Source organism: Sorangium sp. So ce381 (genome assembly GCF_051473845.1).
In the GTDB taxonomy this organism is placed as follows: Bacteria; Myxococcota_A; Polyangia; order Polyangiales; family Polyangiaceae; genus Sorangium; species Sorangium atrum.
On the sequence record NZ_CP150336.1, the window covers coordinates 12,257,024 to 12,277,147 of the forward strand.

Genomic DNA, 20,124 nt, shown 5'->3' on the forward strand with positions numbered 1-20,124 from the left:
ATGTGAGGATTAGCTTGACTTCCCCGGCCAGCTGGGTAGGTTCCGTCCCGCAACCGCACTCGCGAAGGTGGCGGAATTGGCAGACGCACTAGCTTGAGGTGCTAGCGGGTAACACCGTGGGGGTTCAAGTCCCCCCCTTCGCACTCCCTGTCTCTCTCTCGACGCATCGTTCTCCAATCCTTGTGCACACCTGGCTGAGTGTTTTCCCTCAGCGCGTGTGCGGTACCGGTGGCGCCGCCCCTGTGTCTTGACGGGGCCGCACGGTTTCGGAGCTCGCGTCTGAACCTCGACGGCTCGCCCTGGCACCGCTGAGCGCTCGTCTGCGCCAGCTGGACGCGGGGCGATGCATGCGGGCAGCGCATGCCGCGTGGAGCGTGGCGCTCCGGGGGAGGCGTGCGACAGACCGCCTGTTCGGAGCGGATGTCACGCGAGTTCGCGCAGGGGATGCACATGAGAGCGCGCTGGAGAGGCCTCAGGGCTCCTCCGATCGGTTGGGCCGACGCGTCGTTTCGGCGGCTGCCCCCGAGGCTTCTCGCTGGCTGTCCGGCCCAGGCAATCCGCGCAGACTCGCTCGCTACGGACGATGGGCCATGTCCCTATCGCGCTGGAGTCGACGCCAATCGATCCATCGGTTGTGTGTGCCAGGTGTCCGCGGCAAGGGGCTTCGAACGAGGATCCATGCCGTTCGTGGAGGGTCCACTCCGGATGTTCCAGAGTGCATCGTCCTGCCGGTCCTCCACCGGCTGACCCATCGACAGGAAAGCTCGGCATGAATCGGCCCTGGCTCGCCCTCGTTCTCTACGGGATCTACCTTGCGCTCGCGTTCGGATGGCGCTCGCTCAGGCAGCGCAGCGCGACAGGATCGGCGGGCTTCCGCGGCATCTCGGGGCCACCGGGGTCGCTGCCGTGGCTCGGCGGCGTGCTCTTCGTGATCGCGCTCGTCCTGGGAGCGCTGGCCCCCGTCGCGGAGCTCGCGGCCTGGATCGGGCCCCTCGCCGATCCAGGCCTGCCCCTCGTCGGCCTCGGCGCGGCCATGACGATCGCGGGGACGCTCGGCACGCTCTGGTCCCAGGGCGCGATGGGCGCGTCCTGGCGCATCGGCGTCAGCGAGGCGGAGCGCACGGGCCTCGTGACCGGAGGCCCGTTCGCTCTGGTGCGGAACCCCGTCTTCAGCTTCATGATGCTGGCCGCGCTCGGGCTGCTGCTGATCCTCCCGAACGCGGCCGCGCTCGCCTCGCTCGTCGCGCTGGTCATCGCGATCGAGCTGCAGGTCCGCCTGGTCGAGGAGCCGTACCTCCTGCGCACCCACGGCGGCGCGTACGCGGCCTACTGCGCGCAGGTCGGCCGCTTCCTGCCCGGGATCGGCCGAGGGAGCTCGCCGCCGTCGCCCTGACGCCCCTCAGCTCGCCAGGGGCAGCGAGAAGTGGATCGTCGTCCCCTGGCCCGGGGCGCTCTCGACCGCCATGGTCCCGTGGTGCGCCTCGACGATGCCCCGCGCGATGTAGAGGCCGAGCCCCGCCCCCGTGCGCGACTCCTGCGAGGCCTTCCAGTAGCGATCGAAGAGGTGCGGCTGGTGCTCGGGCGGGATGCCCGGGCCCGTATCGGCCACCGAGAAGCGCGCGCTGTCGGCGACCCGGCGGAGCGACACGCTCACGACGCCGCCCCTCGGCGTGAACTTCAGCGCGTTGCCGAGCAGGTTCGAGAAGACCTGGAGCACGCGATCCCGGTCGGCGAGGACCTCCAGGCCCGCGTCGAGCGGCCCCTGCGTCACCCGGCAGCCCTTCGCCTCCGCGAGCGACGCGGCGGCGTCGAGGGCCTCGCGGACGAGCGTCCCGCCCCGCTCCACCCTCGGCGACACCACGAGCCGCCCCGCCTCGATGCGCGACGCGTCGAGCAGATCCTCGATGAGCCGCGTCATGCTCTGGATGCCGCGGTCCATGCGGTCGACGAGCTGGACGGCGTCGTCGTCGTCGCCGTCCTTCCGCAGGAGCAGATCGCTCCGCAGCAGCGACGCCGTGATCGCGATCGTGTTGAGCGGGTTCCGGAGATCGTGCGACACGATCGCCAGGAGGTCGTCCCGGGCGCGCGTCGCGGCCTGCGCCTCGTTGTAGAGCCGCGCGTTCTCCAGGGCGACGGAGGCCGACTGCGCGAGCTGGGTGAGCAGCACCTCGTCGCTCTCCACGAACGGGCCGTCGCGCCGATCGAGCAGCTGGATGCTCCCGATGCACTGGCCGTCCCGGCCGCGCAGCGGCGCCGCGAGGAGCGAGCGCGGGTGGAGCTCCGCCGGCGAGCGCGAGAGCACGTCGGCGCACGTCGGATCGCTCGCGATCTCGTCGCCCGTCAGCCGGACGCTGGTGCTCCTCCGCTCGATCAGGCCGAACGCGACCTCGCGGATGCCGTCGCGGTCCTCCCGCGCGGCGTACTCCTCCGACAGCGAGATCCCCGTCAGAGGCCGCTGCTCCGCGCCCCGCGCCGCCAGCCGCGAGGCCGCGACGCCGGCGTCGAGCAGCGCGCGCGCCTCGTCGGTGGTGCGCTGGATCAGCTCGTTCAGCGAGAGCGACCGGTGGATGCGCAGCGTCGCCTCGGTGAGCTGCGCGAGCTGGTTCGCGTGGCGGGCGAGCGCCCTGCGCGCCTCCTCCTCGCGGCGCTCCGCCTCGCTCAGCCGCAGGACGTGGCGCAGGCTCTGCACCAGCCGCTCGGGCGTCAGCAGGTTCTTCGGCACGTAGTCCGCCGCGCCCCGCTTCATCAGATCGACCGCGAGCGACTCGTCGCCCTGCCCGGTCAGCATGATGAACGGCGCCGTGAGCTTCGCGTTGCGCGCCGCCTCGATCACCGCGAGCCCGTCGCCCCCGGGGAGGTAATAGTCGAGCAGCACGCAGTCGATCTGCTGCTCGTACAGCACCGCGAGCGCCGAATCGACGGAATCGGCCTCCCTGATCTCGGCGTCGACGCGGCCGCTCCGCAGCGCGCGCAAGATCGCGATCCGATCGACCGTGTCGTCGTCGACGACGAGGAGGCGAACCGACCTCGGGCTCAAGGCATCTCCACGAGCGTCCAGTATCGGTTCAGCGCCGTCATGAGCTCGACGAAGCTCATGAACGTCACCGGCTTGAGCAGGTAGCCCGCGACGTTCAGATCGTACGCGTCCACCTTGTCCCGATCGTCGTTCGAGGTCGTCAGCACGACGACGGGCGTCGCCCGCAGCGAGACGTCGGCCCGGAGCTCGCGGAGGAACTCGATGCCGTTCATCCTGGGCATGTTCAGGTCGAGCAGGACGAGGCGCCGATCCCTGGGCACCTGGTTGCCGCGCAGCAGATCGAGCCCCTCCACGCCGTCGCCCGCCACCCAGAGCGGGTTCGTGATCTTGCCCCTCTCGAACGCCCTCCGGACGTTCATCACATCGACGGTGTCGTCCTCGACCAGGATAATATTCAGGATTTTACCGTCCATCCGCGTCCTCATGGAGGGGCAAGCGCCGGCCCGTTGATAGCATCATACGCAGCCCGCGCGCAGGGGCTACGGCGCTACGGCCAGCTACCACGCTTGCCCGCGCGGCCCACGAGGTGCGCCACCGCGGTCACCAGGCTGTTCGGCTCGATGGGCTTGGCCAGGTGCATCTGGAAGCCGGCGGCGATCGCCTGGCGGCGGTCCTCCATGCGCGTGTAGGCGGTGAGCGCCAGCGCCGGTATGCCGCTCGCGGGGACGTCGGCCCCCAGCGCGCGCAGCCGCCGCATCATCGCGTAACCGTCCTCGCCCGGCATGCCGATGTCGCTCACGAGCACGTCGAACTCGCCCATGTGGAGGGCCTCGAGCGCCGCTCCGGCTGAGGCCGCCTCGCTCACCGTCGCGCCGGCGCGCACGAAGATGATGCCGAGCAGCTCGCGGGCGTCGGTCTCGTCGTCGACCACGAGGACCCGGATGCCCTCGAGGACGCGCCGCGCCGCGCCCCCCTGCGCCTCGCCGCCCCGGCGCTGCGGGGACGGCGGCGCCGCGAGCGCCTCCGCGCGGATCGGCAGCCGCACCCGGAAGCGCGCGCCCTTGCCCTCTCCGTCGCTCTCGGCGTGCACGCTGCCGCCCTGCGCCTCCGCCAGGTGCCGCACGATGGCAAGGCCGAGCCCGAGCCCGCCGTGGGCCCGGGTCATCCCCCCGTCCGCCTGCCGGAACCGCTCGAAAAGGAACGGGAGGAAGCTCTTCGGGATGCCCTCGCCGTTGTCCTCCACCTCGACCTCGAGCGTCGCCTCGACGCGCCGGGCGAGGGCCCGCACGTGGCCCCCGGACGGCGTGAACTTCACCGCGTTCGTGAGCAGGTTCCACACGACCTGCTGGAGCCTCTCCGCGTCGCCGAGGAAGATGCCCACGTCGTCGGCGACGGAGATGTCGACCGCGACGCCCTTCGCCAGCGCCGCCGGGCGCACGAGGTCGAGCGCCGCGGCGAGCACCTGCCGCACGTCGACCGGATCGGTCCGGAGCTGCAGCTTCCCCGCGATGATCGTCGAGGCGTCGAGGACGTCCTCGATGAGCTGCGACTGCGCCTTCGCGTTGCGCTCGATCGTGGCGAGCCCCCGCTCGAGCGACTCGGCGTCCACCTCGCCCGTGCGGAGGATCCGCGCCCAGCCCAGGATCGACTGGAGCGGCGTCCTGAGCTCGTGCGACACCGTCGCGAGGAACTCGTCCTTGAGCCGGTTCAGCTGCTCGGCGTGCTGGCGCGCGCGCTGCTCCTGCTCGAGGAGCTGGGCGCGCTCGGCGTCGGTGCGCTTCTGCTCCGTGATGTCGTGGAACGAGATGCCGACGCCGTCGCCCAGCGCCACGGCGATGGCGCGGAACGTCCGCGGAGCGCCCTCGTGCGCGCAGAAGAGCTCGACCCTCGCGGGCTCCCCGGTCTCCACGACGCGCGCGTACGCGTCGAACGCGCTCGCGAGCGCGCTGCCAGGGACCTCGACCGAGAGCCGCTTGCCCTCCAGATCCTTGCCGCGACCCCCGACGATCGGCCCCGTGGCTGGGTTCACGTAGACCCACTCAAAGTCGGAGATCGCCCCGGACGCGTCGCGCACGCTGCGCAGCATCATGAACCCGTCGGGCGACGCCTCCTGCACGGTGCGGAACCTCGCCTCGCTCGCCCGCAGCGCCTGCTCGATCGACTTCCGCTCCGTGATGTCCGTCGCGGTGCAGGTGATGCCGATGATCTCGCCCGTGTCATCGCTCAGCGGCTCGATCGAGACGTCGATGTGCTGGGTGCGGCCGCCGGCGCGCACCGCGAGCTCGCGCCGCTGGCCGACGCCGCTGGCGAGCACGTCGCGCTTCGTCCTATCGAGCGACCTCGCGGCCTCCGGGTCCTCCAGCACCTCCCCGTCGGTCTTCCCGAGCACCTCGCGCTCGGACTTGCCGAACGAGTTGTGCATCCACGTGTAGCGCAGGTCCCGGTCCTGGGTGAACACCATGACCGGCGATCCCCGGAGCGCCTTGCGGAAGCGCTCCTCGTTCACGCGGAGCGCCTGCTCCGCGCGCAGGCGCTGGGCCACGCTCTGCTGGAGCTCGAGCGCGAGCCGCTCCGCCTTCCGGCGCGCGCCGATCTGCTCGGTCACGTCGAACGCCGTCGCCATGACGCCCTCCACGGCGCCGCTCACGTCGTGCACCGGCTTGCACAGGACGTTGTACAGCCGCTCGACCGTCTCGCCGGTCCAGCGCGTGATCCGCACCGGGATCTCGCTCGCCACGCTCGGCTCGCCGCTCGCCAGGACGGCCTCGAGCTGCGCGTGCAGCGGCTGCCCGCGGAGCTCCGGGACCGCCTCGACGAGCGGCTTGCCGAGGAGATCGTCGCGGCCGACCATGCGGCAGAAGAGCGGGTTCGCGAGCTCGAACACGAGCGATGCGCCCTTGAGGAAGCAGATCGGCGCGGGCGCCTGAGCGAGCAGCGAGCCGCTCCTGCTCCGCTCGATCTCGGTGCGCCGGCGCTCGGTCTCGATCGCCTCCAGCTGGAGTCGGGTGTGCTCGCTTACCGCCTGGGCGATGCCCGCGTCCACGCGCTCGGAGAGCGCCTCGATCTGCCGCACATCCGGCGTGATCCCGGCCTCCTCCAGCTCGCGGAGGATGGATTGCCGGAGGACGCCGTACTCGCGGACCATCACGTTCAGGTCGAGCCCGTGCTCCCAGCGCATCTCGCCGTGCTCGCGCGCGGCTTCCTTGCTGCCGGCCGTCGATGCGCGCTGCTCCAGGCTGGCGGCCACCTCGTCGAGGAAGGTCGGCAGCGAGTTGATGATGAGCGGCTTCGGCATGTTGCGCACCGCCGCGCTTCGCTTGCGCAGCTCGCCCACGAACCGTTCGATGATGGCCTCGCGGCGGGTCCTGATGAGCGTGGAGAGCGGGATCGTCATGATCGGATCGTTCGCGGCGGGAGCCCGACCTCGGCAGACATCGCCGTCAGGGCGCCTGCGCGGCGAGCGGCGAGCGGCGGTGGGCGATCAGCGGCGCGGGTGGCATCGGCGAGCACGGTATCTTCGGAGAGCTGACCGGCCGCCACAAGGCGCGCTGACAGCGCGGCCCGCGCGGCCTCGGACGGCCGACCGCCGCTCTCCTGAAGCCGCGGCCGGCTCTCCGTCGACATCGATCTCGACATGGGCCTTGAGCTGAGCCTGATTTCCACCTCACCCGCACAAGCCCAGGCGCGAGCAAGCGTTGTGCCGAGATAGGTCAGCCGAGAACGACGTGATGCGCGGTGCGCGACGTCACGAGTGAGGCAATTTGCCGCAGCTACGCCGCCCGCCCGTGTCGTGCGGCGGCACCTGCCGCGAGCCGCCGGGGCGCCCGGACGCTCCGCGGCTCCGGCGAACTCGCGATGTCGCGGCACGTCGGCTGCAATGACGTAACGGCGTAACGACGTAACAGCGTAACGACGTAACAGCGTAACGGCGTAACCGCTGCAATCGCTGCAACAACGCAGCATCGAAGCGCTGGAACACCGATTCACCCAGTCATTCACCCAATGAGGAGGTTATCATGCTCAGTTGGAGTATCGCGTTCTTCATCGTGGCGATCCTCGCTGCGATCCTCGGCTTCGGCGGCCTCGCGGCGAGCGCCGCCTCGGTGGCGAAGCTGCTCTTCGTCATCTTCCTCGTCCTGGCGGTCGTCTCCCTCGCGCTCGGCCGACGCGCCCCGACCTGACGCCATGCGCACCGCACGTGCCCGGAGGCCACGATCGGGGCGACATGCCTCGCCAGGCCGGGCGGTATCCATGGTTCCGCATGGCACGTCTGTCGCAATACGCAATACCGCGGGTCGACCCATCTATCGCGCCATGAGGCCCATCCCGGGCGGCGTCGACGGGGCGTCCGCGTCGCGCCGGGCTCGCGCCCGGACGCAAGGTCGCGCGTCGACCGCAGACCAGAGGAGATCATCATGCTGACCGTCCGAACATTCCTGCCTATCGCCATCGTCATGAGCGCCGTCGTGGGCTGCGAGTCTCCCACGGCGGACGCGCAAACCAAGGCCGAGCGCGCGCAGCGCGAGGCGCAGCAGAAGGCGGCGGAGGTCGCCACCGAGCTCGACAAGAAGGTCGCCGAGATCGACCGGCGGGCCGAGCGGGCGACCGACGACGCGCTCCGGGAGGCCGCGGAGAAGCTCAACAACGCCGCCGTCGAGGCCCAGGAGAAGACGGCAGAGGCCCAGGCGGAGCTGGCGAAGGCGCGCGAGGACGTGCGCGCGTCCACGTCGCGCAGGATCGAGGGCCTCGAGAAGGATGCCGTCGAGCTCCGCGAAAAGGCCGAGAAGAAGCTGCCCAAGGACGAGGTCGGCAGGCTGATGAAGGATGTGGAGGACAAGTCGGAGGCGGTCCGCAGGAGCCTGCGCGACCTCGACGCGGCGACCAGCGAGACCCTCGACCAGGTGAAACAAGGCGTCTACCAGCGCGTGGACGAGCTGGATCGCGCGATCCAGGCGGCGAAGCGGCGCGTCTGATGCAAGCCCGTTGGCCCGGGCCCAGCAAAGCTCGACACGAGGAGGATAGGATGGCGAATCAGAAGGCGACCCAGCACACCCCGTCGGCGGACATCGAGGGAGAGGGCAACCGCACGGCCGATCGGCGTTACCGAGAAGGGGTGGAGAAGTCGGTGAAGGCCGGCAAGATCAAGGAGCATGCCGAGGAGGCGGCCCGCGCGCTCGACGGCCCCGAGGGCGACGAGCTGCGCGAAGCCGAAGAGGCGGCCCGGCGAGGTCAACCCAGCTGAACCGGGTGAGCAGCGATGATCCGCGAGCTTCGATGCAAAGCCTGTGGCCGCCGGTACGTCTTCGTGTCGACGGCGGCCACGCCCTGCCGGGCCTGCGGCTCGGCCCTCGACGAGGTGGAGCTCGAGCGCGGCGTTTACGAGCTCGTCGCGAACGACGCGCGGAGCGCCGCCTCGCCCGCTCCGTCGAGCCCGGCGGACACCATGATCCCCGAGGATCTCGGCTACGGCGAGTCCCACGGATACGGACCCGCGCACGGCGGCCCGACCGGCCCCGGCGACGCGCCCGCGACCGGCCCCTGATCCACCGAGCGCGCCCCGCGCTTCGCGCAGGGCGCGCGGGTGCTCTCGCAGAGCGCCTGTGGTGGCCGCGGGAGAGCGCGGGCGAACGACGGGACGCCCCGGAGGGTGCTGGTCAAATTGGAACAGGGAGACGGGGAGGCAGGGAGAAAAAACTCAGTGATCTCCCTGTCTCCCCGTCTCTCTGTGATCTTTCCCAAGCACAGTTGGCGCCGCCCGCCGGAGGCAGGGCGCCGGCCGTCAGGCCGCCCTCGCTGTGCGGAGCGGGGCGTGGCTCGAGGCGTGGGGGCGGCGGGAGTGGGCGATGAGCGCCTCGAAGAGCTCCAGCATCTGCCGGCCGAGGCGCTCGTTCGTGTCCTCGGTCAGCTCCGCTTCGATCCTCGGCAAGAGGTCCCGCTCCTCCTCCTCGGCGTGGTGCGCGACGAGGTCCCTCAGGGTGGCGAGCCTGGCCTTGAAGCTCGGGTCCTCCGGCGCCGTGCCGACGACGCGCCGGATCTCGAACCGCGTGACCGTGTGCTCCTCGCAGGCCCCGCTGATGAGGTCCGGCTCGACGGCGAGCAGCTCCGGAAAGAGCACCACCTGCTCGGCGAGCATGTGGGCGAGGAGGTGCTTGGTCAGCTCGTCCGTCGCTCGCCGGACATCGCCTGTGGTCGAGAGGGCCAGAGCGAAGAGCCTCTCGGCTTCGCGGTGTTGCCCCTTCAAGAGCTGTGTCGCCTTCATGCATTCTCCTCTCAAGGACGGGACGTCAGGTCGTTGTTCATCGAGGTGGATGGGTCGTCGTTCATCGAGGTGAAAATCGAGGTGAAAAGAGCGCTAGTCGCCCTCGCTCGCTCGCGACCAGCTCACGCAACGGCCTCGGCCGAGGGCTCGAGGCGGCGCGCCGAGCCTTCAGCGAGGTGACATCGCGCCGTCGCGCAGCGCGCGCAGCATCGGCGGCAAGGCCCGCGAGCGCGCGAGCCCCCCACCCCCCTCCTCTGCATGAGGCGCACTCAAGCAATCACCGTGCCGATTAGGTTTATTCCGGATGCGAAGAGACACTGGAGGCTGGACAGGGAATATCGATGTGGAATTTCGCCTCTTGCCATGGCCCTCGGGGCTCGGGCGGACTCGGCTGCTCCCGGGAGGCGCAGCCGTCTCATCGAGAGAGGCGCACGGCGCCCGCGTGAGACCGCGACGGCGCCTCCGTGGCGGCGCCTGGCCCGTGTGGTCCGCCGGAGGGGCGCCACATGCACCGCGAAGAGGCGCGCTGCCGGCCCCCGCCGATCCGTGGAGGAACGGCGGGGTCGGTAAGTCCCCTACCGGCGACGTCGCCTCGGGCGCAGCGGCGGTCGCTGGCCCCGTCGGCGGCGGAGCGCTCGGCCCCTGCGCGCGGCCGGCGCCATCCAGGATGAGGCAAGAACGCGCACCTGTGGCGAAACGTCACGTCGGAAGGACGTCGGCGAGGAGCGGACTGGGCTTGATGGCGCGGACTCTCCGTGGCACGTTCCCTGCAACTGCAGGCAGCGGTCGACCTTTAGAAGAGCTGCCGGGGAAGGACACGCGATGAGCGGCAGGATACTCGTCGTCGACGACGACGAAGCGACGTGTGATCTGGTCGAAGCCCTCCTTAAGAGGCAGGAGTTCTCCGTCGCGGCGCGCACCTCGGCCAAGAGCGCGCTCGAGCTGGTGAGCGAGGACGATTTCGACGTCGTGTTGACCGACGTCGGCATGAGCGAGATGAGCGGCCTGGAGCTCTGCGAGCGCATCCTCGGCGCGAGGCCCGACATGCTCGTCATCGTCATGACGGCGCTCGGGAGCATGGAGACCGCCATCTCCTCCATGCGCGCCGGGGCGTTCGACTTCGTCACGAAGCCGCTCGACGCGAACCTCCTCGGCCTGACGGTCTCGCGCGCCGTCCAGCATCGGCGCCTCCGCTCGGAGGTGAAGCGCCTGCGCGAGGCGGCCCACGACGTCCAGCAGACCAAGGGCCTCGTCGGGCGCAGCCCTGCGATGAAGCGCGTCTACGATCTGATCGGGCGCGTCGCGCGGAGCGACGCCTCGGTCCTCGTGCACGGCGAGACGGGCACCGGCAAGGAGCTCATCGCGCGGGCGATCCACGAGGCCAGCGGCCGGTCCGGCCCCTTCGTGGCGGTCAACTGCGCGGCGGTGCCCCAGGCGCTCCTCGAGAGCGAGCTCTTCGGCCACGCGCGCGGCGCCTTCACCGACGCCAAGACCCAGCGCACCGGCCTGTTCCTCGAGGCCAGCGGCGGCACCATCTTCCTCGACGAGATCGGAGAGATGCCGCTCGAGGTCCAGCCGAAGCTGCTCCGCGCGCTCCAGGAGCGCAAGGTGCGGCCGGTGGGCTCGAACGCCGAGATCCCCTTCGACGCGCGCATCGTGACGGCGACGAACCGCGACCTCGAGACCGAGGTGTACGAGAAGCGGTTCCGCGAGGACCTCTACTACCGGGTCAACGTCGTGAAAATCGACCTGCCGCCCCTGCGCGAGCGCGGCACCGACGTGCTCCACCTCGCGATGCACTTCCTCGAGAAGTTCTCGTCCCGCAGCAGCAAGGGCGTGCTCTCGCTCTCGACCGCGGCCGCGGAGAAGCTCACGGCGTACAACTGGCCGGGCAACGTGCGCGAGCTCGAGAACAGCATCGAGCGCGCGGTGGCGCTGGCTCGCTTCGAGCAGATCACGGTCGAGGACCTGCCGGAGAAGGTCCAGGCCTACCGGCCCGACCGCTTCGTCGTCGCCGTCGACGAGCCGGCGGAGATCATGACGATGGACGAGCTCGAGAAGCGCTACATCAAGCGCGTGCTCGCGCTCGTCGGCGGCAACAAGTCGCGCGCCGCCCAGATGCTCGGGTTCGACCGGCGGACGCTCTACCGCAAGCTGGAGCGCTACGGGGAGCAGGACGGCTCGGGCGGGGACGAGGGCCCAGACAAGGACAAGGCGGCCTCTTCGCCGGGCTCGGCGAGCTCCTCGTTGAGCTGAGACGGGGCGCGAGGCGAGGCGTAACGAATAATGAGCGAAAAGGCGCTGTCCGACTCGATTTACAAGCTGTTCGCGCGCGCGGGGCACGACGTCCGCGGGCCCGCGGGGGTCGTGGCCACGGCGCTCAACGAGCTGGAGAGCGCCCTCGGGGGGGAGGCCACCGCCCAGAACGCGGCGTACTTCACCATGGCGCGGCGGGGCGTGCGCCGCCTGCTGCGCCTCGCCGACCGCTACACCGCCGCGTCCGAGCTGCCGCGGCAGCTCGACGCCCCGACGCAGCCGCTCGACCTCGAGGCGCTCGTCCAGAAGGCCGTCGCGGAGGCGTCGTTCGTCTACGGGCGGCGCGACGTCACCGTGGCGCTCGATCTCGCCCCCGTGCGCGGCTTCGCGCACGCCGTCTCGCTGACCGCGGCGCTCTCGGACGCGCTCATGCTCGCCCTGAACGTCGCCCGCGCGCGGGTCGTCGTGGCGCTCGCGGCCCATGCCGATCGCGCGCGGGTGGTGCTGACGACCGACTCGAGCACGGCCTCGGTGGAGAAGCTCTTCGAGGCCGCGCTCTCGCCGGACGCGGATCCTCTCGCCGACGGCGCGCTGCCCGTCCGGGTGATCGACGGCGTGCTCAAGGCGCACGGCGGCGAGGCGCGGGCCGACCGCGTGGGCGCGGAGACGCGGATCACCCTGGAGTGGCCGCTGAACGTGGCCGATCGCAAGGCGGGGGCCTGATGAGCGCGGAGCTGCCGCAGGTGCTGGTGATCGACGACGACGACGACACGGCGGCGCTGCTCGGCATGGCGCTCCGCCGCCGCGGCTTCCGCGTGCTCGTGGCGCGCTCGTGCGAGGAAGGGCGCTCGCTGCTCGCCGCGAGCGCGGTCGATGCCCTGGTGACGGACGTGTCGCTCCCCGATGGCAGCGGCGTCGAGCTGGTCGCGTCGCTCGCGGCCAGGCCGCGGGCGGTGATCGTGGTGAGCGGGTTCGGCGGGGATGACGATCGCGAGAAGAGCCGGACGGCCGGCGCTCATGCGCACATGGTCAAGCCCATCGACGTGGGCCGGCTCGTGGCCACGCTCAACGAGCTGCTCGGGCGGCCCAGCTGAGCGGGCCGCCCGCGAGCCCGCGCCGCGCGCTGGCCGCCGAGGCGCGCGGAGCACGCCGGTCGCGGGCTCGCCTCACTTGTCGACCGACGCGTAGAACGAGACGCCCCGCCGGTTCTCGTCGAGGCGGAGCGGGTGCTGCAGCGCCGGCAGCGCGCGCTGGGCGCAGTCGAGGCGCTCGCAGGTCCGGCACGTGACGCCGACGGGCACGGCCGCGCCGATGTTGTCCAGGTCGATCCCGTCGGCATAGACGAGCTCGCGGGCGTAGCGGACGTCGCAGCCCATGCCGATCGACTGCACCGTGTGGGGGACGTGGTAGCCGCCGCGGTCGCTGCGCACGGTGCGCGCGATGCAGAAGTAGACCGCGCCGTCGGGCATCTGCGAGAGCTGGATCCGGATCATGCCGGGCGTCATCAGGGCGGCGTGGACGTTCCAGCGGGGACACGCGCCGCTGAACCGCGCGAACCGGATGCCGGAGCCGCTGAAGCGCTTCGAGATGTTGCCCGCGATGTCGATGCGGACCATGTGCATCGGCACCCCCTCGGCGCCCGGGCGGCGGAGCGTCGTCAGCCGATGGCACACCTGCTCGAAGCTCGTGCCGAACCGGTGCGCGAGCAGCTCGATGTCGTAGCGCTCGGCGCGCGCCGCCTCCAGGAACGGCTGGTACGGCATGAGGATCGCGGCCGCGAAGTAGTTGGCCAGCGCGACGCGGGCGAGCGCGCGGGACTCCGGGGTCGTGAGGTTCTCGTCGCGCAGGATGCGGTCGATCGCCGTCGATTGCGTCAAGAGGCCGAGCTGGTGCGCGAGCTGGAACCTGCGGCTGCGGGGCGGCAGCACCTCGGAGATGCTCAGCACGCGCCTGTCGGGGTCGTATCGCCGCATCGCCTGGCGCTCGTCCGCGACCCGGACGATGCGCACCTCGATGCCGCGCGTCGCGTGGAGGTACCGGACGAGGCCGCGGTAGACGTCGTCCGCGTCGAGCTCCGCCTCGCGCCAGAGCGCCTCGGCGCCCTCCTCGAGCTCCGCGAAATGGTTCATCCGGCGCTGGATGAGATCGCTGACCTCCTCGGACGGTAGCCGCGAGTTGTCGACCCCGACGAACCCGTCCCCCGCCAGCCGCTCTCCCAGCGTATCCAGCGATTCACGCGTCGTCGCGTAGGTCCGGTAGAGCGTGAGCACCGCGCGCGCGACGTTCGGCGACGCCGCGACGAGCTCGCGCAGGTCCGCGTTCGTCAGCCCGTGGCTCTCGAAGATGGGATCGCCGAACACCTCGTGGAGATCGGCCGTGAGCCGGACGTCCTCTTCCGACGCGAAGTTCTGGAGGTCGAGCTGGAATATCTGGGCGAGCCGGATGAGCAGCGGCGCAGTCAGCGGACGCCGGTTGTTCTCTATCAAGTTCAGATAGCTCGCCGAGACACCGAGGCGCTCCGCCAGATCGACCTGCGTCATGTGCTCGCGACGCCGGAGCGCGCGGACCTTGGCTCCGAGAAGAGGTGCATCGGCCATGGGGACCCTCCCGACGTAACTGGGACAACCTGGATGAGATGTAGGCGCAGCTCGCCTGGTGGAAATTTACAATAGTTTACACGTTAACACGCTGTAAAGCCCTTTCGTCTACATCGTTATCCGCCTGCATTTCAGAGCGAAGTTGACGCTGAAACCTCGTCGACAAACATAGGTTGCTTGTAACGACGCGCAGCGTTGCAGGAGATGTGGATGAGCCAGAATCATGAGACCGCAAGCGTCCGCTTGCTCGCTCCTCGGGTCGGGGGCGACGAGTCCGTCCTCACGCCAGAGGCCCTCCGTTTCCTTTCCGGTCTTGGGCGCAAGTTCGCTGACCGGGTACCGGCCCTGCTCGCCCGGCGGCGCGCCGTGCAAGCGCGGCTGGACGCGGGCGAGCGGTTCGATTTTCTCCCCGAGACGCGGGATGTGCGCGACGGCGACTGGACCGTTGCGCCGCTGCCCGAGGACCTCCTCGACCGGCGCGTGGAGATCACGGGTCCGGTCGATCCCAAGATGATCATCAACGCGCTGAACTCGGGCGCGAGCGTGTTCATGGCCGATTTCGAGGACGCCACGTCGCCCACGTGGAAGAACCTCATCGAGGGGCAAGCGGCGCTGAGGCTCGCGGTGCGGCGCGAGCTCCGCCACGAGGACCCGGCGACCGGGAAGCGTTACGCCCTCGGAGACAGGCTGGCGACGCTGCTCGTGCGCCCGCGCGGCTGGCACCTCCCCGAGAAGCACGTCGAGCTCGACGGCAAGCCGCTGCCAGGCGGGCTCTTCGATTTCGGACTCTATTTCTTCCACAATGCGCGTGAGCTCGTCCGCCGCGGGACCGGGCCTTACTTCTACCTGCCGAAGATGGAGAGTCACCTGGAGGCGCGCCTCTGGAACGACGTCTTCGTGTTCGCGCAAGAGGCGCTGGGCCTGCCCGTCGGCACGATCAAGGCCACGGTCCTCATCGAGACGCTGCCCGCGGCGTTCGAGATGGACGAGATCCTCCACGAGCTCCGGCAGCACTCGGCCGGCCTCAACTGCGGTCGCTGGGACTACATCTTCAGCTTCATCAAGAAGCTCCGGAACGACCCGGCCTGCGTGATGCCGGATCGCTCGCAGGTGACGATGGAGCAGCACTTCCTTCGCTCGTACACGCAGCTGCTCGTGAAGACCTGCCACCGCCGGGGCGTGCACGCGATGGGCGGCATGGCGGCGCAGATCCCGATCAAGAGCGACCCGGAGGCGAACCGCGCGGCGCTCGACAAGGTGCGCGCCGACAAGCTGCGCGAGGTGAAGGACGGACACGACGGCACCTGGGTCGCGCACCCGGGGCTCGTGCCGCTCGCGCGCGAGGTGTTCGACGCGCACATGCCCGCTGCGAACCAGATCGAGCGGAAGCGCGAGGACGTCCGCGTCTCGGCGGCCGACCTGCTGCGCGTCCCGGCGGGCGCGCGCACCGAGGCGGGCCTGCGCCATAACATCCGGGTCGGCGTCCAGTACCTCGAGGCGTGGATCAGCGGCCTCGGCTGCGTCCCGCTCTACAACCTGATGGAGGACGCGGCCACCGCGGAGATCTCCCGCACCCAGGTCTGGCAATGGATCCGCCACAGGGCGACGCTCGACGATGGCCAGCCGCTCACCGTGGAGCGCTTCCGCGCGGCGGTGGACAGCGAGATGGCCGCCCTCCGCGGCGCGCTCGGCCCGGCGCGCTTCGACGGCGGCCGCTTCGCCGAGGCGCGCGCGCTCTTCGAGCGGCTGTCGATCGGAGAGACCTTCGAGGAGTTCCTGACGCTGCCTGCTTACGAGCTCTTGATCTCCAGCGCCGGAGAGCAGCGCTCGTGACGCCCGGCGCGCTTCGTTTGACGTCGACACAGCGGCCGCTGCCGCCCCCAACCCCAACGCACTAGGAGCCCAGTCATGTCCGCTGCTTTCCCGCTGAACACGCCGATCTCCGCCGACTCGCTGCACGCGCCGCCGAGCGACACCGTCCCGGGCAGGTGGAGCGGCATCGTCCGCCCGTACTCCGAGGCGGACGTCGCGCGCCTCCGCGGCACCGTCCGTATCGACTACACGCTCGCGACCCTCGGCGCCAAGCGGCTCTGGAACCTGATGCACTCCGAGCCGTACGTTGCGGCGCTCGGCGCCCTCACCGGCAACCAGGCCATGCAGCAGGTCCGGGCCGGGCTCAAGGCCATCTACCTGAGCGGGTGGCAGGTGGCGGCCGACAACAACGAGGCCGGGACGATGTACCCCGACCAGAGCCTGTACCCGGCGAACAGCGTCCCGACGCTCGTGCGCCGCATCAACCAGGCGCTCCTCCGCGCCGACCAGATCGAGAACGCCGAGGGCAAGGCGGGGCGCTACTGGCTCGCGCCCATCATGGCCGACGCGGAGGCGGGCTTCGGCGGGCCGCTCAACGCGTTCGAGCTGATGAAGGCGATGATCGAGGCGGGCGCCTCGGGCGTTCACTTCGAGGACCAGCTCGCCTCCGAGAAGAAGTGCGGGCACATGGGCGGCAAGGTCCTCGTCCCGACCAGCCAGTTCATCCGCACCCTGATCGCGGCCCGGCTCGCCAGCGACGTCATGGGCGTGCCGACCGTCCTCGTAGCCCGCACGGACGCCGACAGCGCCAAGCTGATCACGTCCGATGTCGACCCGCGCGACAAGCCGTTCGTCACGGGGGAGCGCACGCCGGAGGGCTTCTTCGTGCTGAAGGGCGGCCTCGAGGCGGCCATCGCGCGCGGGCTCGCGTATGCGCCCTACGCGGACCTCGTCTGGTGCGAGACCTCGACGCCGGACCTCGATCAGGCGAAGCGCTTCGCGGAGGGGATCCACAAGCAGTTCCCGGGCAAGCTGCTCGCCTACAACTGCTCGCCTTCGTTCAACTGGAAGAAGCACCTCGACGACGCGACGATCGCGCGGTTCCAGCGCGAGCTCGGCGCGATGGGGTACAAGTTCCAGTTCGTGACCCTCGCCGGGTTCCACTCGCTGAATCACAGCATGTTCGAGCTCGCCCGCCAGTACCAGCGCCGCGGGATGGCGGCGTACTCCGAGCTGCAGCAGGCCGAGTTCGCCGGCGAGCAGTTCGGCTACAGCGCGACCCGCCACCAGCGCGAGGTCGGGACGGGCTACTTCGACGAGGTCGCCCAGGTGATCTCGGGCGGCGCTGCGTCCACGCTGGCCCTCCACGAGTCCACCGAGGCCGCCCAGTTCTGAGCGCCCGCGCGGGCGTGCGCCGTCCGTCGCGCACGCCCGCGTCTGTCCGCCGCGGCGCCCCCCGCCGTCCTCGCCCGCGCGGCGTATCTCCCCGTCTCTCTGTGAATTTCCCGCAAAATTCAAGGGGATGCCTCCGCCGTCCCCCCTCCGCCGCGTCTTCCCCCGCGCTTCGCGATGTGCCCGTCCTCGCGGGAGCGCGGCGCCGGGCGCGCCGGGCGGGCGCCGTCTCCGCGGTGGCCCGGCGGGTGCCGTTTGAGTAGGCTCGGCGCGGGCGGCGCCGCCCGAGCCGAGGTGAAAAGAGCTGTGACAACGCAGAGCCCCAGAGCGAGCGACGCTGACAGCAGCGTCGCCGCGTCCAACTTCATCCGCAACATCATCGCCGAGGACCTCGCCGCCGGCAGGCACACGCGGGTCGTGACCCGGTTCCCGCCCGAGCCGAACGGCTACCTGCACATCGGACATGCGAAGTCGATCCTGCTGAATTTCGGGCTGGCGGCGGACTTCGGGGGCGCATGCCACATGCGCTTCGACGACACGAACCCGGCCGCCGAGGACATGGAGTACGTGGAGTCGATCCTGCGGGACGTTCGCTGGCTCGGCGGCGACTGGGGCGACAAGCTCTTCTTCGCGTCGGACTACTTCGAGCGGCTCTACGCCTTCGCGGTGGAGCTCATCCAGAAGGGCAGAGCCTACGTGTGCAGCCTGAGCGAGGCAGAGACCCGCGAGCTCCGCGGCACCGTCACGGAGCCCGGTCGGGAGAGCCCCTACAGGAACAGGTCCGCCGCGGAGAGCCTGGATCTCTTCGCCCGGATGAGAGCAGGGGAGTTCCCGGAGGGCGCGCACGTGCTCAGGGCCAAGATCGACATGGCCGCTCCCAACATGAAGATGCGCGATCCGCCGATCTACCGCATCAAGCGCGCGCGCCACTACCGGACGGGCGACGCGTGGTGCGTCTACCCGCTCTACGACTTCGCTCACAGCCTCTCCGACGCGATCGAGGGGATCACCCACTCGATCTGCACGCTGGAGTTCGAGAACAACCGGGAGCTGTACGACTGGATCATCGAGCACCTCGATGTCCCGTCCCGCCCTCGCCAGTACGAGTTCGCTCGGCTCAACCTGAGCTACACGGTGATGAGCAAGCGAAAGCTGCTCGCGCTCGTGAAGGGCGGGCTCGTGACGGGCTGGGACGACCCGCGCATGCCCACCATCGCCGGCCTCCGGCGCCGCGGGGTGACGCCCGAGGCCATCCGCTCGTTCTGCGAGGAGATCGGCGTCGCCAAGACGAACAGCATGGTGGACATCGCCAAGTTCGAGTCGTGCGTCCGAGACGACCTGAACCTCCGCGCCCCGCGCGTCATGGCGGTGCTGCGCCCCCTCCGGGTCGTCCTCGAGAACTACCCCGAGGGGCAGGTCGAGGAGATCGACGCGCCCTACTGGCCCGAGGACGTGCCGAGGGAAGGCTCCCGCAAGGTCCCCCTGTCCCGGGTGCTCTACATCGAGCGCGACGACTTCCTCGAGGACCCCCCCAAGAAGTGGTTCCGGCTCGCGCCCGGGCAGCAGGTGCGGCTCCGCTACGCCGGGTTCATCACCTGCCGCGAGGTGGTGAGAGACGAGGCTACAGGAGAGGTCGTCGAGCTCCGGTGCACGTACGATCGCCCCACGAAGAGCGGTGAGGCGCCCGACGGGCGCAAGCCGAAGGGAACCTTGCACTGGGTCTCGGCCGCCCACGCGCTCACCGCCGAGGTCCGGCTCTACGACCGGCTCTTCGCGGTCGAGCGGCCCGACGCGGTCGAGGAGGGAAAGGATTTCCTGGAGAACTTGAACCCTGGTTCGCTGGTTGTCCTGAGCGGGTGTCAGGTGGAACCGAGCCTGTCCACGGTCGAGAAGGGGAGCCATGTCCAGTTCGAGCGCCAGGGGTTCTTCTTCGTGGATCCCGTCGATTCCGCGCCCGGCGCGCCCGTCTTCAACCGCACGGTGGCGCTCAAGGACTCATGGTCGAGGCTCTCGGCCGAGAGGCCCGCTCGGGCCGCCGAGCCCGCGCCCGCGGGCCCCGCCGCCAAGGCGCCGCCGCCGGAGCCTCGGCGCGAGCGCGCGCCCTTCGAGGAGCGCCTCGCGCGGCTCGACCCGGCGCGGGCCGAGAAGGCCAGACACCTCATCGAAACACGGGGGATACCGGGCGACGACGCGGTGGTCCTGGCCGACGACGACGGCCTCCTCCGGCTCTTCGAGGAGACGGTCGCCGTGCACGACAACCCCCGGGGCGCCGCCAACTGGGTCATCCACTCGCTGGCCCGTGAGCTGAAGGACAGGAAGACAGGCGACCTCCCCGTCTCGGGGGCGCAGCTCGGCGAGCTCCTGGCGCTGATCGATGACGGGACGATTTCCGGGAAGATCGCAAAAGATGTCCTCGCTGAGATAATGCAGCACGGCGGTAGCCCGAAGGCGATCGTCGCGCAGAGAGGGCTCCGGCAGGTCGCCGACGAAGGCGCCCTGGAGCGGATCGTCGACCAGATCATCGCCGGTCATCCAGGCGAGGTTTCCCGCTTCCGCGCGGGGAATTCGAAGCTGATCGGGTTCTTCGTCGGTCAGGTCATGAAGGCCTCCGGCGGCAAGGCGAACCCCGACCTGGTCAATACGCTGCTGGCCAGGAAGCTGGCGTAAATCTCCCACCCACGCGCTGTTTCCCTTCCTCCCCGACGCGGGGTGCGCCCGAGTGCTGCGCTCTGCGTTATCCCACTCCCGGCACCTGACTACGTGACGTGTGTCGTGGCGGTGTGGAGGCGGTGTGCAGAAAGATGTCCAGCAAAATCTCCATAAAATATTTG

General features: G+C 70.3%; 16 protein-coding genes and 1 tRNA gene. 12 read left to right on the top strand and 5 right to left on the bottom strand.

Features of this window, described 5'->3' with window-relative positions; genetic code table 11:
• The first annotated feature begins 61 nt into the window (after positions 1-61).
• Together WMF29_RS45940 and WMF29_RS45945 are read left to right on the top strand one after the other, a co-directional pair.
• Positions 62-143 (top strand) — tRNA-Leu (locus WMF29_RS45940).
• A gap of 626 nt (positions 144-769) precedes the next feature.
• Entirely contained in the window at positions 770-1,393 is a 624-nt protein-coding gene (locus WMF29_RS45945; protein WP_437326357.1) for a methyltransferase family protein, read from the top strand.
• Between the two features lie 6 nt (positions 1,394-1,399).
• Here the strand turns inward: WMF29_RS45945 and WMF29_RS45950 are convergent, their stop codons facing one another.
• The 3 genes from WMF29_RS45950 to WMF29_RS45960 all read right to left on the bottom strand — a co-directional run bounded on the left by WMF29_RS45950 (position 1,400) and on the right by WMF29_RS45960 (position 6,371).
• Positions 1,400-3,037, bottom strand: coding sequence for an ATP-binding protein (locus WMF29_RS45950; RefSeq protein ID WP_437326358.1), 1,638 nt, complete (start codon positions 3,035-3,037; stop codon positions 1,400-1,402).
• Positions 3,034-3,450, bottom strand: coding sequence for a response regulator (locus WMF29_RS45955; protein WP_012241324.1), 417 nt, complete (start codon positions 3,448-3,450; stop codon positions 3,034-3,036). The genes WMF29_RS45950 and WMF29_RS45955 overlap by 4 nt, the downstream gene beginning before the upstream one ends.
• 74 nt (positions 3,451-3,524) lie before the next feature.
• Entirely contained in the window at positions 3,525-6,371 is a 2,847-nt protein-coding gene (locus tag WMF29_RS45960) for a PAS domain-containing hybrid sensor histidine kinase/response regulator (RefSeq protein WP_437326359.1), read from the bottom strand.
• A 622-nt stretch (positions 6,372-6,993) separates the two neighbouring features.
• On the opposite strand from WMF29_RS45960, the gene WMF29_RS45965 reads away from it, so the two are divergent.
• From WMF29_RS45965 to WMF29_RS45980, 4 genes are all read left to right on the top strand, one after another.
• Entirely contained in the window at positions 6,994-7,158 is a 165-nt protein-coding gene (locus WMF29_RS45965; RefSeq protein ID WP_437326360.1) for a DUF1328 domain-containing protein, read from the top strand.
• Positions 7,159-7,392: 234 nt separating this feature from the next.
• Entirely contained in the window at positions 7,393-7,950 is a 558-nt protein-coding gene (locus tag WMF29_RS45970; protein ID WP_437326361.1) for a hypothetical protein, read from the top strand.
• A 50-nt stretch (positions 7,951-8,000) separates the two neighbouring features.
• Positions 8,001-8,219: a hypothetical protein gene (locus WMF29_RS45975; protein WP_437326362.1), complete on the top strand. Its 219-nt coding sequence runs from the start codon at positions 8,001-8,003 to the stop codon at positions 8,217-8,219.
• 15 nt (positions 8,220-8,234) lie between these two features.
• Complete coding sequence (locus WMF29_RS45980) at positions 8,235-8,519, top strand: hypothetical protein (protein ID WP_437326363.1); 285 nt, start codon at positions 8,235-8,237, stop codon at positions 8,517-8,519.
• A 237-nt stretch (positions 8,520-8,756) separates the two neighbouring features.
• On the opposite strand, the gene WMF29_RS45985 is transcribed toward WMF29_RS45980, so the two are convergent.
• Positions 8,757-9,236: a hemerythrin domain-containing protein gene (locus tag WMF29_RS45985; RefSeq protein WP_437326364.1), complete on the bottom strand. Its 480-nt coding sequence runs from the start codon at positions 9,234-9,236 to the stop codon at positions 8,757-8,759.
• An 822-nt stretch (positions 9,237-10,058) separates the two neighbouring features.
• On the opposite strand from WMF29_RS45985, the gene WMF29_RS45990 reads away from it, so the two are divergent.
• From WMF29_RS45990 to WMF29_RS46000, 3 genes are read left to right on the top strand one after another with little or no spacing between them, the layout of a single operon-like run.
• A complete protein-coding gene (locus tag WMF29_RS45990) occupies positions 10,059-11,492 on the top strand; it encodes a sigma-54-dependent transcriptional regulator (protein ID WP_272096441.1) in 1,434 nt (477 codons plus the stop codon).
• A gap of 30 nt (positions 11,493-11,522) precedes the next feature.
• Positions 11,523-12,215, top strand: a complete 693-nt coding sequence (locus WMF29_RS45995) for a histidine kinase (RefSeq protein WP_437326365.1) — start codon at positions 11,523-11,525, stop codon at positions 12,213-12,215.
• On the top strand, positions 12,215-12,586 hold the full coding sequence (locus WMF29_RS46000) for a response regulator transcription factor (protein ID WP_437326366.1): 372 nt from the start codon (positions 12,215-12,217) through the stop codon (positions 12,584-12,586). Before WMF29_RS45995 ends, WMF29_RS46000 begins: the two co-directional genes overlap by 1 nt.
• 72 nt (positions 12,587-12,658) lie before the next feature.
• Here WMF29_RS46000 and WMF29_RS46005 read toward each other — a convergent pair whose 3' ends face one another.
• Positions 12,659-14,089, bottom strand: coding sequence for a helix-turn-helix domain-containing protein (locus tag WMF29_RS46005; protein WP_437326367.1), 1,431 nt, complete (start codon positions 14,087-14,089; stop codon positions 12,659-12,661).
• A gap of 210 nt (positions 14,090-14,299) precedes the next feature.
• Here WMF29_RS46005 and aceB point away from each other — a divergent pair, with 210 nt between their 5' ends.
• The 3 genes from aceB (at position 14,300) to WMF29_RS46020 (ending at position 19,960) form a co-directional block, all read left to right on the top strand.
• Positions 14,300-15,922 carry a malate synthase A gene (aceB, locus tag WMF29_RS46010; RefSeq protein ID WP_437326368.1) on the top strand — a complete coding sequence of 541 codons (1,623 nt, stop codon included), beginning with the start codon at positions 14,300-14,302 and terminating at the stop codon, positions 15,920-15,922.
• Between the two features lie 75 nt (positions 15,923-15,997).
• Positions 15,998-17,296, top strand: a complete 1,299-nt coding sequence (gene aceA / locus WMF29_RS46015) for an isocitrate lyase (RefSeq protein WP_272096448.1) — start codon at positions 15,998-16,000, stop codon at positions 17,294-17,296.
• 303 nt (positions 17,297-17,599) lie between these two features.
• Complete coding sequence (locus tag WMF29_RS46020) at positions 17,600-19,960, top strand: glutamine--tRNA ligase/YqeY domain fusion protein (protein WP_437326369.1); 2,361 nt, start codon at positions 17,600-17,602, stop codon at positions 19,958-19,960.
• The last annotated feature ends 164 nt before the right edge of the window (positions 19,961-20,124 follow it).

Bases quoted from the DNA above. Each gene is read 5' to 3' on its own strand.
- WMF29_RS45960 (WP_437326359.1), bottom strand. From the start codon at position 6,371: ATGACGATCCCGCTCTCCACGCTCATCAGGACCCGCCGCGAGGCCATC.
- aceA (WP_272096448.1), top strand. From the start codon at position 15,998: ATGTCCGCTGCTTTCCCGCTGAACACGCCGATCTCCGCCGACTCGCTG.
- WMF29_RS45985 (WP_437326364.1), bottom strand. From the start codon at position 9,236: ATGAAGGCGACACAGCTCTTGAAGGGGCAACACCGCGAAGCCGAGAGG.
- WMF29_RS46005 (WP_437326367.1), bottom strand. From the start codon at position 14,089: ATGGCCGATGCACCTCTTCTCGGAGCCAAGGTCCGCGCGCTCCGGCGT.
- WMF29_RS45945 (WP_437326357.1), top strand. From the start codon at position 770: ATGAATCGGCCCTGGCTCGCCCTCGTTCTCTACGGGATCTACCTTGCG.
- WMF29_RS45955 (WP_012241324.1), bottom strand. From the start codon at position 3,450: ATGGACGGTAAAATCCTGAATATTATCCTGGTCGAGGACGACACCGTC.
- aceB (WP_437326368.1), top strand. From the start codon at position 14,300: ATGAGCCAGAATCATGAGACCGCAAGCGTCCGCTTGCTCGCTCCTCGG.
- WMF29_RS45970 (WP_437326361.1), top strand. From the start codon at position 7,393: ATGCTGACCGTCCGAACATTCCTGCCTATCGCCATCGTCATGAGCGCC.
- WMF29_RS45995 (WP_437326365.1), top strand. From the start codon at position 11,523: ATGAGCGAAAAGGCGCTGTCCGACTCGATTTACAAGCTGTTCGCGCGC.
- WMF29_RS45980 (WP_437326363.1), top strand. From the start codon at position 8,235: ATGATCCGCGAGCTTCGATGCAAAGCCTGTGGCCGCCGGTACGTCTTC.
- WMF29_RS45990 (WP_272096441.1), top strand. From the start codon at position 10,059: ATGAGCGGCAGGATACTCGTCGTCGACGACGACGAAGCGACGTGTGAT.
- WMF29_RS45975 (WP_437326362.1), top strand. From the start codon at position 8,001: ATGGCGAATCAGAAGGCGACCCAGCACACCCCGTCGGCGGACATCGAG.
- WMF29_RS46000 (WP_437326366.1), top strand. From the start codon at position 12,215: ATGAGCGCGGAGCTGCCGCAGGTGCTGGTGATCGACGACGACGACGAC.
- WMF29_RS45965 (WP_437326360.1), top strand. From the start codon at position 6,994: ATGCTCAGTTGGAGTATCGCGTTCTTCATCGTGGCGATCCTCGCTGCG.